The organism is Pigmentiphaga soli (assembly GCF_039541095.1).
In the GTDB taxonomy this organism is placed as follows: Bacteria; Pseudomonadota; Gammaproteobacteria; order Burkholderiales; family Burkholderiaceae_B; genus Pigmentiphaga; species Pigmentiphaga soli.
In genome coordinates this window covers 59,459-73,895 of record NZ_BAABFO010000001.1, presented here as the reverse complement: position 1 = coordinate 73,895, position 14,437 = coordinate 59,459, and the positions used below count along the sequence as shown (strand labels likewise).

At 70.3% G+C, this 14,437-nt stretch carries 12 protein-coding genes; 4 read left to right on the top strand and 8 right to left on the bottom strand.

The window, feature by feature from the left end; all coding sequences use genetic code 11:
• The first annotated feature begins 256 nt into the window (after positions 1 to 256).
• Entirely contained in the window at positions 257 to 841 is a 585-nt protein-coding gene (locus ABD927_RS00345; RefSeq protein WP_345245152.1) for a cob(I)yrinic acid a,c-diamide adenosyltransferase, read from the top strand.
• Positions 842 to 933: 92 nt separating this feature from the next.
• Here ABD927_RS00345 and aroG read toward each other — a convergent pair whose 3' ends face one another.
• The 4 genes from aroG to ABD927_RS00325 form a co-directional block, all read right to left on the bottom strand.
• On the bottom strand, positions 934 to 2,007 hold the full coding sequence (gene aroG / locus ABD927_RS00340; protein ID WP_345245150.1) for a 3-deoxy-7-phosphoheptulonate synthase AroG: 1,074 nt from the start codon (positions 2,005 to 2,007) through the stop codon (positions 934 to 936).
• A gap of 327 nt (positions 2,008 to 2,334) precedes the next feature.
• Positions 2,335 to 3,228 carry a polysaccharide deacetylase family protein gene (locus ABD927_RS00335; RefSeq protein ID WP_345245916.1) on the bottom strand — a complete coding sequence of 298 codons (894 nt, stop codon included), beginning with the start codon at positions 3,226 to 3,228 and terminating at the stop codon, positions 2,335 to 2,337.
• Between the two features lie 62 nt (positions 3,229 to 3,290).
• Positions 3,291 to 4,184, bottom strand: a complete 894-nt coding sequence (locus tag ABD927_RS00330; protein ID WP_345245148.1) for a polysaccharide deacetylase family protein — start codon at positions 4,182 to 4,184, stop codon at positions 3,291 to 3,293.
• A 33-nt stretch (positions 4,185 to 4,217) separates the two neighbouring features.
• Positions 4,218 to 5,447, bottom strand: coding sequence for an amidase (locus tag ABD927_RS00325; RefSeq protein WP_345245146.1), 1,230 nt, complete (start codon positions 5,445 to 5,447; stop codon positions 4,218 to 4,220).
• 200 nt (positions 5,448 to 5,647) lie between these two features.
• Between ABD927_RS00325 and ABD927_RS00320 the strand changes: the two genes are divergently transcribed.
• From ABD927_RS00320 to ABD927_RS00310, 3 genes are read left to right on the top strand one after another with little or no spacing between them, the layout of a single operon-like run.
• Positions 5,648 to 6,610, top strand: coding sequence for a Bug family tripartite tricarboxylate transporter substrate binding protein (locus ABD927_RS00320; RefSeq protein WP_345245144.1), 963 nt, complete (start codon positions 5,648 to 5,650; stop codon positions 6,608 to 6,610).
• Between the two features lie 53 nt (positions 6,611 to 6,663).
• The gene (locus ABD927_RS00315) at positions 6,664 to 8,799 is read left to right on the top strand and encodes an acetate--CoA ligase family protein (protein WP_345245142.1); all 2,136 of its coding nucleotides are present in this window, start codon (positions 6,664 to 6,666) and stop codon (positions 8,797 to 8,799) included.
• Positions 8,800 to 8,836: 37 nt separating this feature from the next.
• Positions 8,837 to 10,483 carry a thiamine pyrophosphate-binding protein gene (locus ABD927_RS00310; protein ID WP_345245140.1) on the top strand — a complete coding sequence of 549 codons (1,647 nt, stop codon included), beginning with the start codon at positions 8,837 to 8,839 and terminating at the stop codon, positions 10,481 to 10,483.
• Between the two features lie 69 nt (positions 10,484 to 10,552).
• Here the strand turns inward: ABD927_RS00310 and ABD927_RS00305 are convergent, their stop codons facing one another.
• From ABD927_RS00305 to ABD927_RS00290, 4 genes are all read right to left on the bottom strand, one after another.
• Positions 10,553 to 11,545 carry a LysR substrate-binding domain-containing protein gene (locus ABD927_RS00305; RefSeq protein ID WP_345245138.1) on the bottom strand — a complete coding sequence of 331 codons (993 nt, stop codon included), beginning with the start codon at positions 11,543 to 11,545 and terminating at the stop codon, positions 10,553 to 10,555.
• Between the two features lie 48 nt (positions 11,546 to 11,593).
• Positions 11,594 to 12,403, bottom strand: a complete 810-nt coding sequence (locus ABD927_RS00300) for an aspartate/glutamate racemase family protein (RefSeq protein WP_345245136.1) — start codon at positions 12,401 to 12,403, stop codon at positions 11,594 to 11,596.
• 23 nt (positions 12,404 to 12,426) lie between these two features.
• The gene (locus ABD927_RS00295; RefSeq protein ID WP_345245134.1) at positions 12,427 to 13,389 is read right to left on the bottom strand and encodes a tripartite tricarboxylate transporter substrate binding protein; all 963 of its coding nucleotides are present in this window, start codon (positions 13,387 to 13,389) and stop codon (positions 12,427 to 12,429) included.
• A gap of 112 nt (positions 13,390 to 13,501) precedes the next feature.
• A complete protein-coding gene (locus tag ABD927_RS00290; RefSeq protein ID WP_345245132.1) occupies positions 13,502 to 14,425 on the bottom strand; it encodes a LysR substrate-binding domain-containing protein in 924 nt (307 codons plus the stop codon).
• Between the last annotated feature and the right edge of the window lie 12 nt (positions 14,426 to 14,437).

The following is a 14,437-nucleotide window of genomic DNA, read 5'->3' as shown; positions in this document are numbered from 1 at the left end:
AGATAGCGTGCGCCTGCCTTGCCGCCCAGCGGATTAACCCTCACGAAAGCGGCGGCCGGGGTGACAAAACGCGACAGGGGCATCGGGCGGCGCGCCGGACGGGAGTGCCGGCCGCCCCGCCGGCGTGCGCCGGCATGCGTGCGACGCAAACGCCGGGCCGCCATTGCGCGCTGGCTACAATGGAGCCCCGCCGCGCAGGCGGCCCTGCCCGCCCCAGGCCGGCCGGGCACCGGCGCAGCAACCATCGGAGCAACCCATGGGCAACCGACTCACCGCGATCGCCACCCGCACCGGGGACGACGGCAGCACCGGGCTGGGCGACGGCACGCGCACCGGCAAGGATGCGGCGCGCGTGGCCGCGCTCGGCGACGTCGACGAACTGAACAGCGCGATCGGCGTGCTGCTGGCCGAAGGGCTGGAGGCCGACCTGGCCGGCGAACTGCTGGCCGTCCAGCACGATCTGTTCGACCTGGGCGGCGAGCTGAGCATTCCAGGCCATACGCTGCTGAAGACGGAGCAGCTGGCGCGGCTGGATCGCGCGCTGGCGCAACGCAATGCCGAACTGGCGCCGCTGCGCGAATTCATCCTGCCCGGCGGCACGCGGCCGGCGGCGCTGGCGCACGTGGCGCGCGCGGTGTGCCGGCGGGCCGAACGCAGCGTGGTGGCGCTGGGGCGCGACGAAGCGGTCAGCGCCACGGCGCGGCAGTATTTGAACCGGCTGTCGGACCTGCTGTTCGTGCTGGCCCGCACGATCAACGCGCGGGCCGGGACGGGCGACGTGCTGTGGCGCTCGACGCGGGTCGCGGGCGACGGCGACACGGGCGGCGTCCTGCCCGGCTGAGCCTCGGGCAGCCCGCGCAGCCGGCCAGGCAGGCCGCTCGCGCCAGCGCGGGCACGGCGGCTGCGCACCATGCGGCGGCGGTTGGCAGCGGGCTACTTGCCCGTGGCTGCCGCCATCTGGCGCCGCGACCGCACCGCCTGCGCCAGCCCTTCCAGCACCTGTACCGAGGCGTCCCAGTCGATGCAGCCGTCGGTGATGCTCTGGCCGTAGGTAAGCGGCTTGCCGGGAACCAGGTCCTGCCGGCCGGCCACCAGATGGCTCTCTACCATCACGCCCACGATGCGCGGGTCGCCGGCCGCCACCTGGCCGCCCACGTCGGCCATCACGGCCGGCTGGTTCTCGGGCTTCTTGCTGCTGTTGGCGTGGCTGGCGTCGATCATCACGCGCTGCGCCAGGCCCGACTTGGCCATGTCGGCGCAGGCCTGCTCGACGCTGGCGGCGTCGTAGTTGGGCGCCTTGCCGCCGCGCAGGATGACGTGGCAGTCTTCGTTGCCGTTGGTCGACACGATGGCCGACACCCCGCCCTTGGTGACCGACAGGAAATGGTGCGGCTGCGAGGCCGCCTTGATGGCATCGACGGCGATGCGCACGTTGCCGTCGGTACCGTTCTTGAACCCGACCGGACACGACAGCCCCGAGGCCAGCTCGCGGTGCACCTGGCTTTCGGTGGTGCGCGCGCCGATCGCGCCCCAGGAAACCAGGTCGGCGATGTACTGCGGCGTGATCATGTCCAGATATTCGCACCCCGCAGGCAAGCCTTGGGCGTTGATCTCCAGCAGCAGCTGGCGCGCGGTGCGCAGGCCCTTGTTGATGTTGAAGCTGCCGTCCAGGTCCGGGTCGTTGATCAGGCCCTTCCAGCCGACCGTGGTGCGCGGCTTTTCGAAGTACACGCGCATGATGATCTCCAGGTCGTCGGCGAAGCGGTCGCGCTGCGCCTTCAGGCGGCGGGCGTATTCCAGGGCGGCGTCGGTGTCGTGGATCGAGCACGGGCCGATGATGACGACCAGGCGGTCGTCCATGCCGTGCAGGACGCGGTGCACCGCCTGGCGGGCGCCGTGGACGGTTTCGGCGACGCCGGTGGTGCAGGGAAACTCGCGCATCAGGTGCGAAGGGGGAGCAAGCTCCTTGATTTCACGAATGCGCAAGTCATCGGTATTGTGCGACACGGTCCTTCTCCTGGCTCTGCTGCTGCAGTCTATTGCGGGTTGAGGCCCCTGCCCGGTTCATCCTTCGGCGTCGTCCAGGCATAAAAAAAGCCGCCAGGTCTGCTGGCGGCTTTTTTGGGACAGGATTCGTTAGATACGACGCTTCCTTTCCTCCGCCAGCGGCATCGGAAAACCAAAAAAGTAAAAGTAAAACGGGCGGGAAGCGAGGTTCATGTCGGGGATGGTAGCAGGCGGCAAGGCGAAAGACAAGCGCGGCGCGCCGCCATGGCGCCCCTCCCCTCGGGCGTCGGGGGGACTGTTGCGCGGCAGCCACCCGGGCCGGTCCGCCTATGCCAGCGCGTGCTCCGGCAGGCGGTAGCAATACTCGGCGATCTCGCCCGGCCGCGTGAACCACACCTGTTCGCGGCCCGGGTGCTTGGCGCAATGTTCGAGCGCCCGCCGCAGGTGCCGCATGCGGAACGGCTGGCCGATCACGAAAGTATGCAGCGCGATCGGGCACACCAGCGCCTGGGCCTCGCTCTGGCGCAGCATTTCGTCGAACTGGTCGACGATCATGTCGGCGAAATCTTCGGCGCTGTGCTGCCGGAACACGATGGCCGGCGAATCGTTGACCTCGATCGGATAGGGAATCGACAGGATGCGGCCGTTGCGGGTGCGCATCCAGATGGGCTGGTCATCGCAGGCCCAGTCCAGCAGATAGGTGTAGCCGGCTTCCTGCAGCAGGTCGGGCGTGACGCGCGTCTCGGCCAGCCACGGCCCCAGCCAGCCGCGCGGCGGCCGCCCCTCGTGGCGGGCGATGGCCTCGGTGGTCTCGCGGATCAGGCGCCGTTCGTCTTCTTCCCACATGGGGGCCTGGCGCTCGGCGTTGGTGCGGCCGTGGCCGATGATCTCGTCGCCGCGCCGGCGGATCCGCTCGAACATCTGCGGATGCATGTCGTAGGCGAAAGAATTGACGTTGTGGCATGCGGGCAGGCCCAGTTCGTCCACCAGGTCCAGCATGCGCGACAGGCCGACCCGGTTGCCGTAGTCGCGCCAGGCATAGCTGCGGTGGTTCGGCGCCGGGTTGGCCAGGCCCACGTCGGAACCCATGCCCTCGCCGAAGGCGAACACCTCGATGTTGAAGCAGACGTAGAAGGCCAAACGCTTGCCCTGCGGCCAGTCGAAGGCCGGCCGCTGGTCGATCATCGAGAAGGGATAGCGGTCGTGCGTCGGCAAGGGCATTGCCGGCAAGGGTGTCGTCGGTGAAGGCATCCTGCGCTCCTGGATGTGCGTATACGGGCCGGTCACGCGATGGCGCCGGGCGGCAGCGTCATGCAGTGGTCGTAGATCTCGCCGGGCCGGGCCAGCCAGACGCGATCGGCCCCGGGGTGGTTGACGATGTGGGACAGCGCCTCGCGTAGCGCATGCAGCCGGTGCGGCTGGCCGACGATCATCGTGTGCAGCGCGATGCCCAGCACCAGCGGCTGGCGCGCCGACTGCCGCAGCATTTCCTCGAACTGCCTGACGATCATGGCGGCGAACTCCTCGCCGGTGTGGCGGCGCACCAGGATCTGCGGCGAATCGTTGATCTCTAGCGAATACGGCATCGACAGGATGCGGCCGTTGCGGGTGCGCAGCCAGACCGGCTGGTCGTCGCAGGGCCAGTCCATGGCGAAGGCGTAGCCGGCCTCCTGCAGCAGATCGATGGTGACCCGGCTCTGCGACATCCACGGGCCCATCCAGCCGCGCGGGGGGCGGCCGCCGTGGCGGGCGATGGCGTCGCGCACCTCGGCCAGCATGCGGGCCTCGTCGGCTTCCCACCATTGGCCTTGCCGTTCGGCGTTGGTGCGGCCGTGGCCGATGATTTCGTCGCCGCGCGCCAGGATGGGCTCCAGCACGTCGGGACAGTAGTCGAACACCGCCGTGTTGATCAGGTGGCAGCCGGGCAGGCCCAGTTCGTCGAACAGCTCCAGCAGCCGCCAGACGCCCACCCGGTTGCCGTAGTCGCGCCAGGCGAAAGTGCGCGGGTCGGGCGGCGCGAGTTCGCTCGACAGGGCGTGGCCCACGCCCGCGCCGTAGGCGAAGTGCTCGATGTTGAGGGCGAAGTAGACGGCGAGCCGCTTGCCGTCCGGCCACGAGTAATCCGGGCGGCGGGTGATGGCCGAGTAATCGTAGCGGCCGTGGTGGGGGAGCAGCATGGAAAGGACTCCTGGAGTGGCGGAGGACCGGCGTCAGGGCATGCCGGCAGTCGACAGTAGCGTCTCGGCGCGGCGGGCCGCGGCCAGCAGCGCGAGGTCGGCGCCGGCGAAGCCGGCCAGCTGGACGCCGATCGGCATGCCGTGCGCGCCGCGGCCGGCGGGAAGGGTGATGGCCGGGACGCCCAGCGTGGTCCATGGACGGTTGAAGACGGACGACCCGGTGCCGGCGGCGGCCAGCGGCGCCTCGCCAGGCGCGCTGAAGGTCAGCAGGAAATCGACGCTGCGCGCCGCGGCGGCGTGGGCCGCGCGGCAGCGGGCCACGGTTGCCAGCGCCTCGCGATAGGCGCGCTCAAGCAGGGCGCGTCCCTGCTCGATCAGGGCGACGGTCGGCGCGCCCAGCGCCGACGGCGCGCGCTCGTAGTACGGGTGCAGCGCGCGAGCGCCTTCGTAGGCCATGACGAGCCGGTTGATCTCGCTCAGCGCGCCGAATTCCTCCGGCAAGGCCAGCGGTATTTCCTCGGCGCCCGCGGCGAGCAGCGCGCGGCGCGCGCCTTCCAGCACCGCCCGCGCGTCCTCTTCGGCCTCGTCGCGCTGGGGCCCGGGATGGAAAGCGAAGCGCAGGCGCCGCAGGCCGCCGGCAGGCGCGGCCGGCGGCAGGCCGGTCAGCACCTCGTACAGGAGCCGGGCGCCGTCCACGCTGCGCGCGTGGATGCCCACGGTATCCATCGACGGCGCCAGCGGGTGCACGCCGCCGATCGGCAGCGCGCCATAGGTCGGCTTGAAGCCCACGATGCCGCAGTAAGCCGACGGCCGCAGGGTCGAGCCGCCGGTCTGCGTGCCCAGCGCCAGCGGCACCATGCCGGCCGCGACGGCGGCGGCCGAACCGCTGGACGAACCGCCCGGCGTGCGCGCCGGGTCGTGCGGATTGGCGGTGGGGCCGGGATGCACGTAGGCGAATTCGGTGGTGACGGTCTTGCCCATGATGACGGCGCCCGCCTCGCGCAGCCGCCGCACCACGGCGGCGTCGGCCGCGGGCCGGCGGCCCGCGAGCGCCCGCGAGCCGCATTCGGTGGGCATGTCGGCGGTGTCGATGATGTCTTTTACCGCCACCGGCACGCCCCAGAGGGGCATGGCGGGCGTGCGCGGCGGCAGTCCGGCTGCCTGCCGCAGCACCTGTCCGGGCTCGTGGTGCGCCCATGCCCTGACCGCCGGTTCGCGCGCGGCGATGCGCGCCAGGCAGCCATCGATATCGGAAGTCTCCATGATTATGAAAATGCCCGGATACTGATTTTCGATAATCGGAATGATCTGGCAAAACCTTCCCCGGATTAATTCGACATTGCTATCAATCATTATCAAAACCATATTGGACGCATTATGGAAATTAAAAATATGATTTTTTCGTCCATCCCGCCGTCCATTCAATCATCCACTCGAATCCCCCCCTGGCACAGGAGAAGTCTATGATTGCGAGATATTTCGCGGCATTGGTATTTCTCGGCACGATCGCTCCGGCATATTCGGCGCCCTATCCCGACAAACAGGTCCGGATAATCGTCCCGTATACCGCCGGCGGCAGCGTCGACCTGGTGGCGCGCGAAATCGCGCATCGCCTGAAAGACGAACTGGGCCAGACCTTCATCGTGGAAAACCGGGCCGGCGCCAGCGCCAATATCGGCGCCAATTTCGTGGCGAAATCGGATCCCGACGGCTATACCCTGCTGGCGACGGCGGCCACCACGCTGGCGGCCGCCCCCAGCATGTTCAAGAACCTGCCCTACGATCCGCGCAAGGACTTGAGCGCGGTGGCGATGGTGGCGGCGCAGCCCAACGTGCTGGTGGTCCATCCTTCGCTGCCGGTCACCACCGTCCAGCAGTTCATCGACCTGGCGCGCAGCAAGCCGGGCGAGATCAACTACGCCATCGCGGCGGTGGGCGGGCCGCAGCACATGGCAGGCGAGATGTTCATGGCGAGCACCAAGACCCGGCTCAACCGCGTGCCCTACAAGGGCGGCGCCAACGCCATCACCGACCTGGTGGGCGGCCAGGTCGACGCCATGTTCGCGGTGCTGCCCGAGGCCCTGCCCTTCATCAAATCGGGCGGCCTGCGCCCGGTGGCCGTCACTACCCGCGAGCGGACCGAGCTGCTGCCCGACGTGCCGTCGATGCAGGAGGCCGGGCTGGCCGGCTACGAACTGATCGGCTGGATCGGCCTGGCCGCGCCGTCGAAGACGCCGCCCGAGGTGGTCGAGCGCCTGAACGGCGCGATCCAGAAACTGCTCGGCACCGACAGCTTCAAGCAATGGCTGTACGGCGTCGGCCTCGAGCCCATGGGCGGCTCGGTCGACACGGTCAGGAAATTCGTCGACGGCGAGGTCGACAAATACCGCCGCCTGGTGGAACAGGCCGGCATCGAGCCGATGTGATCGGAAGCAAGGCGCAGCGCGCCGGCGAATAAGCAAGGAGGCAAGAAAGGGCCATGCCGCATTATCTGGAAAACGTCATCCACCCCCGCACGATCGCCGTCATCGGCGCGTCGAAGAACCCCGAGAAGCGCGGCTATCGCGCCATCAAATCGCTGCAGGCCGACCGCTACCAGGGGCGGATCTTTCCGATCAATCCCAGGGAAACCGAGATCCTCGGCCTGCCCTGCTACCCGAACGTGGGCGCCGTGCCCGAGCCCGTGGACCTGGCGCTGGTCTGCACCGCCGCGGCCACCACGCCGGGCGTGATCGAGGAATGCGGCCGCGCCGGCGTGCGCGGCGCGGTGCTGCTGGCCGGCGGCTTCTCGGAAGCCAGCGAGGCCGGGCGCCTGCTGGAGGAGGAAACCGTCGCCGTGGCGCGCCGCTACGGCGTGCGGCTGATCGGCCCCAACACCAACGGCATGTTCAGCGCCCGGCTGGGCTGCAACGCGCTGGGCAATCTCGACCTGCCGCGCGGCCAGCTGTCGATCCTGTCGAACTCGGCCAACGTCATGTCGTCGCTGCAGACCGAGATCATCTTCCACGGCCACGGCGGCATCGCCGTGATGCTGTCGGTGGGCAACCAGGCCGACATCCTGTTCCACGAATACCTGGACCTGCTCGGCACCGACGACGAAACTCGCGCCGTCATGTTCTACGTCGAAGGGTTCAAGGACGCGCCGGCTTTCCTGAAGACGCTGCGCGAAGTGTCGCTGCGCAAGCCGGTGGCCATGTACGTGGCCGGGCGCAATGCCGCCGGCAAGAGCGCGGCCAAGTCGCACAGCGGCTCGCTGGCGGGCGACTATGCCATCAGCCAGGGCGTGCTCAGGCAGGCGGGCGCGGTGGTGGTGGCGCGCTCGGACGAGCTGTTCCCGGTGGCCGAGGCGCTGTCGCTGCTGCCGCCGATGGCCGGCCGCCGCGTGGCCATCGTCTCGGAAGGCGGCGGCCCGATCACCGTCGCCTCGGAGGCATGCGCCGACCGCGGGCTCGAACTGGCCACGCTGTCGCAGGCCACGCAAGACCGGATCCACGCCATCGTGCCTGCCGCGACCGCGATCGCCAACCCGGTGGACGCCGGCGGCGGCACCGATCCGCGGGTCGAGTACTACGAATCGATCGCCGAGGCGATCCTGCAGGATCCGAACATCGACGCCCTGTTGCTGGTGGGGCTGTTCGGCGCCTACGGCATCCGCTACGGCGAACAGGCCGGGCGCGACGAGCTGCGGGTGTGCGAAAGCCTGGCCCGCATGATGCAGGCCTACGGCAAGCCCATCGTCGTGCAGTCGCATTTCGCCAACCTCAAGCCGCCGGCCCTGGCCGCGCTGCGCGAGGCCGGCGTGCCGTACCAGCGCGGGATGGAGACCGCGGTGCAATGCCTGGCCGCCGCCGCGGACTACGGCGAAGCCCGGCGCCGCCTTGCCCTGCCGCCGCCGGCGCCGCGGCCCGCCCCGCCCGAGGCGCGCGCCATCGTCGAGGCCGCCCGCAAGGCGGGCCGCGACCTGCTGGAGACGGAAGCGCGGGCGCTGCTGGAGGCGCACGGGGTGGCGCTCGATCCGTATCGGCTGATCGCCGGCGCGGCCGGCGCCGCGGCCGCGCAGCAGGCGTTCGGCGACGCGCCCGTCGCGGTCAAGGTCGTGTCGGCCGATATCGTGCACAAGTCCGACGCGGGCGCGGTGGTGCTCAACGCGGTCGGCGCCGACGGCGTGGCGCAGGCCGTGGCCAGGATCGAGGCCTCGATCGCCCGGCGCGCCCCGCAGGCCGCCGTGCAGGGCTATCTGGTCGCGCCGATGGCGCCGCGCGGCACCGAATTGCTGATCGGCGTGCTGCAGGATCCGGCCTACGGCAAAGTCATCACCTTCGGGCTGGGCGGCGTGTTCGTGGAAATCATCCGCGACGTGTCGTTCCGCGCCCTGCCGATCGGCCCGGCCGACGCCCGCGAAATGGTGAACGGCATCCGCTATGCGTCGATGCTGGACGGCGCGCGCGGCAATCCGCCCGTGCGCCGCGACGACATCGTGGAACTGCTGGTCAAGGTATCCGAGATCGCGATGGCGCACCCCGAGATCGCCGAGATCGACCTCAATCCCATCATCGCCCATGCCGGCGGCTGCTCGGTGGTCGACGCCCGCGTCATCCTGCAGGCCGCGTCCTGAACCCGCCGCCTTTTCTTTCATCATCTGGAGACAACACATGCCAATCACCGGTTCGGAACTGGTCGCCGCGACACTGGAGCGCCTCGGCGTCGACGCGTTCTTCTTCGTCATGGGCGCGCCCATGCTCGGCGCCGAGAAAGCCAGCATCGAACGCGGCCTGCGCGGCATCGACGTGCGCCATGAACAGGCCGCCGCGATGATGGCCCACGCCTACAGCAGGCTGCGCAACCGGCCAGGCGTCTGCATGGCATGCTCGGGGCCCGGCGCGCTGAACTTCGGCACCGGGCTGGCCAACGCGCTGGTCGACGGCGCGCCCGTGCTGGCGCTGGGCGGCTCGGGGCCGATCGGCGAATACCTGACGGGCGGCTTCCAGGAATTCGACCAGGTGGCGGCGATGAAGCCGCTGACCAAGTGGTCGGAACGCGTATACGAAACCGAACGCATTCCCGAACTGATCGTGCGCGCCTATCGCCAGGCCATGACGGGCAAGCCGGGGCCGGTCTACCTCGACCTGCCCGGCGACGTCCTGTTCCGCCCGGTGGACGAGTCCGCGGTGCGCTGGCCGCGGCACATGGAGGGCTTCGAGCCGCCCAGGCCGCACGGCGATCCCGCGCTGGTGCGCCAGGCCATCGAGCGGCTGGCGCAGGCGCGGCGGCCGGTGGTCATCTCGGGCAGCGGCATCCTGTGGTCGGGCGCGTCGGCCCAGCTCGAACGCTGGGTCGGTCAGACCGGCATCCCGCTCTACACCACGCCGCAGGGACGCGGCGTGGTGCCGGAAGACGCCGGCAGCACCTTCCCGAACGCGCGCTCGACGGCGCTGCGCGAAGCCGACTTCGTGCTGGTGGCCGGCACGCGGCTGAATTACGTGTTCGGGCACGGCCGGGCGCCGCGCTTCAACGCCGAAGCCACCATGGTGCGCATCGACATCGATCCGTCGGAAATCGGCGCCGACGGCCGCAGCGACATCGGCATCGCCGGCGATGCCGGCGCGGTGCTCGCGCAGCTGAGCCAGGCGGCCGAAGGCACGATCGACGCCGGCGCCTTCGCCGACTGGCGCGCCTACCTGCAGGGCATCGAGGACAAGAAGCGGCCGCAGCAGGAAGAAGCGATGGCCACCGCCCAGGTGCCGATCCATCCGCTGCGCCTGTGCAAGGAGATCCGCGACTTCATGGACCGCGACGCGGTGCTGGTGGTCGACGGACAGGAAATCCTCAACTACGGCCGCCAGAGCATTCCCACCCACGTGGCCGGCCACCGGCTGAACTCCGGTCCCTTCGGCATCATGGGCGTCGGCCTGCCGTTCGGCATCGGCGCCAAGGCCGCGCTGCCCGACAAGCAGGTCATCGTGCTGCACGGCGACGGCTCGTTCGGCATGAACGGCCTGGAGCTGGACACCGCGGTGCGGCACGGCATTCCGGTGCTGGTGGTGATCAGCCTGAACGGCGGCTGGACGGCCGACCCCAAGGGCGAGAAGCCGGGCCGCTACCTGGGCTACACGCGCTACGACGAAATGGCCAGGGCGCTCGGCTGCCATGCGGAATACGTGGAACAGCCGGGCGACATCCGGCCGGCGCTGGAGCGCGCCGCCCGCGCGGTGGCCGAGGGACGGCCGGCGCTGGTCAACGTGGTGACCGATTTCGCCGCGCGGGCGACCACCGTCAAATTCTCGGCCAGCAGCACCTGACGCCTGCGGCAGCGCCGTGCCGCCCGCCGCGTCGCCCCGCCGGGCACCGGGGCGGCAGGCATCCGGGCCTCAAGGCAGCGCCGGCGCCGATACGTCGAATCCCGGCGCCGCCATCGAAGCGCGCGCCGCGGGCGGTCCGCCCGGCAGCCGCACGGCCCCGGGCTGGGCCAGTCCGGAGGCGTCCACCACGCCGACGAAATTCTGCACCACCGGATTGAAGTCGCCCTTGCGCCAGGCACAGTAGAGCGTGCAGATGTCCAGGCCGCAGCCATCGGCCAGCGGACGGTAGGCCAGCTCGCCGGGACGCAGGCGCGCCATCGAGGCCGGCACCAGCGCTGCCCCCACGCCGGCCTCGACCAGCGCCAGGATGCCGGGCAGCAGTCCCTCATGCACGATCAGCGGCTGCACGCCGTGCGCCTCGAACAGCTGCTGCACCAGGTGGCGGAAATAATGGGCGCCGTTGGCCGAGAAACCGACCATCGGCTCGCCCACCAGCCTTTCCACGGGTACCTCGGCCAGCCGCGCCAGCCGGTGCGCCAGCGGCAGCGCCACGACCATCGGCTCGCGCGCCGCCACCGTATAGGAGAACTCGGGCACCATGGCCGCGGGCGAGGCCCGCAGCAGCGCCGCATCGATGGCGCGGGCGTGCAGCGAGTCGAACAAGGCCGCGGTGGTTTCCTCCCGCAGTTCGAGCTCGACCTGCGGATAGCGGCTGCGCTGCATCGCCAGCAGCCGCGGCAGCACGTCGAAGGCCGCGCTGGCCGAGAACCCCAGGTTCAGGGAACCGCTCGCGCCCCGGCCCACGTGGCGCACGGCCTCGGTCATCTCGTCGAAGGCGGCCAGCAGGCGCGCCACCCGCTGCTTGAGTTCCATGCCGGCCGGCGTCAGGCGCACCGAACGCGTGGTGCGGCTGAACAGGTCCACCCCGATCCATTCCTCCAGCTGCTTGATGTGCATGCTCAGCGGCGGCTGGGTCATGTGCAGACGCTCCGCGGCCTTGCGGAAATGCAGCTCTTCGGCCACGGTCATGAATACCTGAAGCGAACGAGTGGGTGGCATCATGGATCGACTCCCGACAGGACGGCCTCCGGCACCGGCCGGAGGCAGGATTCAGCGCCTGGCCGAGCGGTAGACCCCGTCGCCATAGAATTGCCGGACGCTGTCCATTTCGGCGGGCGACGGCGGCGCATAGCTCAGCCGCTTGCTGGTGAAATGTCCCCCCATCCACCTGTCCATCCGGACGGCGGACTCGCACATTCTCACGAGCGCGGCGATGCCGTTGAGCACGGTCGCGCCGTCGGCGGTCAGGTGTACCCCTGCCGCGCCGAGCACTGCCATCGCCACGCCGCCGGCGGGAATGACCACCTCGGCGCCGGCCCGGACGGCGGCGCCGGCGGCCTCGTGGAAGGCGCGCACGATGCCGTCGCGCGCCGCCGGGTCGGAGAACCCGGCCTCGAGCGCGACGGGATTGTCGAACGCCATGGCCGCGGTGCCCGCCAGCCGGTAGTCCAGGCCATAGGCGTGCACCCGCTGCGCCACGCTGTCGAGCGACTTCGGTCCGAGTCCGACCAGGGCAAAGCGTCGCCCCATCATACAGGCAAGATGCATGCTGGTCTCCCCCAGGCCGAGCACGGGGATGGGCGCGATCTCGCGCGCTTCCTGCAGGCCGGAGTCGGTGAAATGGCCGATGGCGAACGCGTCGTAGCCCTGCTCGACGGCGCGCTCCACGTTCTCCAGCACCTCGGCCAGGTGCAGGTGCTCCAGGTAGTGGTGCTGCGTGGCCAGGCCGCCCGTCTTTTCCAGCGCGTGGACGTCGACCGTGGTGCCGGGCTCGCGCAGCGCATCGACCAGGCGCCGCAGCGCCTGGCCATAGCGCGGATACAGCGACTGCCGGGTGAAGCTCTGGTACCAGATTTTCATGGGCGGGCTCCGGCGCGTCCGGATCAATCCAGGTGGATGTCGTTCTTGACGATGACCGCGCTCCAGCGGGCGGTCTCGCTCTTCAGGAAGGCGTCGAACTCGGCCGGGGAGCTGCCGACGGTCTCCACGCCTTGCGCGGCGAACGCGGCCTGCACCTCGCCGGCGCGCAGCGCCCTGGCGGCCGCCGCAGCCAACGCGTCGCGCACCGCGGCCGGCGTGCCGTGCGGCGCCGACAGCCCGTACCACGAGCCCACCTCGAAGTTCTTCCACCCCGCCTCGGCCGTGGTCGGCAGTTCGGGCAGCAGCGGCGAGCGCCGCGCGCTGGCCAGCGCGAGCGGCTTGACCTTGCCGGCGCGAATCATGGCGATCGACTCGGGCAACGGGATGATCATCACGTCGAGCCGGCTGGCGGCGAGGTCGGCCAGCGCCGGCGCGCCGCCCTTGTACGGCACGTGGACCATGTCGATGCCGGCCAGCTCCTTGAAGGCCTCGCCCGCCAGGTGCGACGAGGTGCCGGCGCCGGCCGAGCCGAAGTTCAGCGGCTTGCCGGCCGCCCGCGCCTGCTCGACGAACTCGCGCAGCGTGGCCGCGGTCGACGAGGGCCGCACGACGATGACGTTGGGCGCGCTGGCCAGCAGCGAAATCGGCACGAAGCCCGCGGGATCGTAGTTGAGCGAACCGTACAGGGCGCCGTTGGTGGTCAGGCCGGGAAAGGCCGCCAGCAGGGTATAGCCGTCGGGAGCGGCGCGCGCTGCCGCGGCGGCGCCGACGTTGCCGCCCGCCCCCGGCCGGTTCTCGACCACCACCGGTTGCTTCAGGCCGGCGGCCAGTTCCTTGGCGACGATGCGGGCCACCACGTCGCTGGTCCCGCCCGGCCCGAACACGACGATCAGGCTGATCGGCCGGTCGGGATAGGCCGCGCGGGCGCCGCCCGCCATCGCCAGGCACATGCAGAGGAAACCCGTCCATACGATTGATCGCGCCATTCCGACTCTCCAGAAGTTGAGGAAGCACAGGATGCCGGCGGCGTCCCGCGCCATGTCCAAAAACTATAGAGAGGCGTCTATGCCTGCGCCAGACGCATATCGTGGTGAGCTGTTAAGCATCGCTTAACAGGGCGCCGATCCATTTCTTTTCCTTTACCAGTCGGGTGGCGACGTCGCGGACCACGGTCCGCGCCGCCTCGGCGGCCGGCGATACTTCGTCGTTCGGCAGGCTGACCAGCAGGTTGCGCAGGCCCGGCACGCCCCCCAACTGCGCGAAACCCAGTCCGCTGACCGGCGCCAGGTTGGCGACCGCGCCGGCCTGTATGGTGACGCCCAGCCCCTGCCGCACCGCCTCCAGCAGCATGCCGAGCGAATCGATCTCGGCGGCCACGGTCGGCACGCAGCCTTGCTTGGAAAAAGCGGCGTCGAGCAGATGCCGCATGCCGTGCGACCGGCTCGGCAGGATCAGCGGCACGCCGGCCAGGTCGGCCAGGCGGATGCTGGCGCCGGCGAAGGCGTGCGGCGACGACGGCGAACAGATGGCGTACAGGCTTTCCTCCAGCAGCGGCGTGACGTGCCAGCGGCTGGCGACCTCGCTTTCGAACAGCACCGCCAGGTCGAGCTGGCGCGCCTTGAGCATGCGCGACAGGAAGCCCGAGAACGATTCGACCAGGTGCAGGCGCAGGTCGGGATAGCGTTCGCCCATGGCCTGCAGCAGCGGCCCGCCCAGCACTGCCGCCGCGGACGACGGCAGGCCCACGCTGACCGCGCCCGACAGGCGCGACCGGAGCGCCTCGCGCGCGGCCTCGTCGGCATGGCGCAGGGCGAGCTGGGCCCGGCGGTAGAAGGCGGAGCCGGCTTCGGTGGGCACCGAGCCGTTCTGGTGGCGCACCAGCAGCCGCACGCCGAGTTCGGCCTCGAGACGATTGATCTGCTGGCTCAGCGCGGAGGTGGCCACGTCGAGTTCGAGCGCGGCCTTGCCCATGCCGCCCAGTTCGACGATGCGCACGAAATAGCGCATTTGGCGCAGTTCCATGCGGGGCCGCGG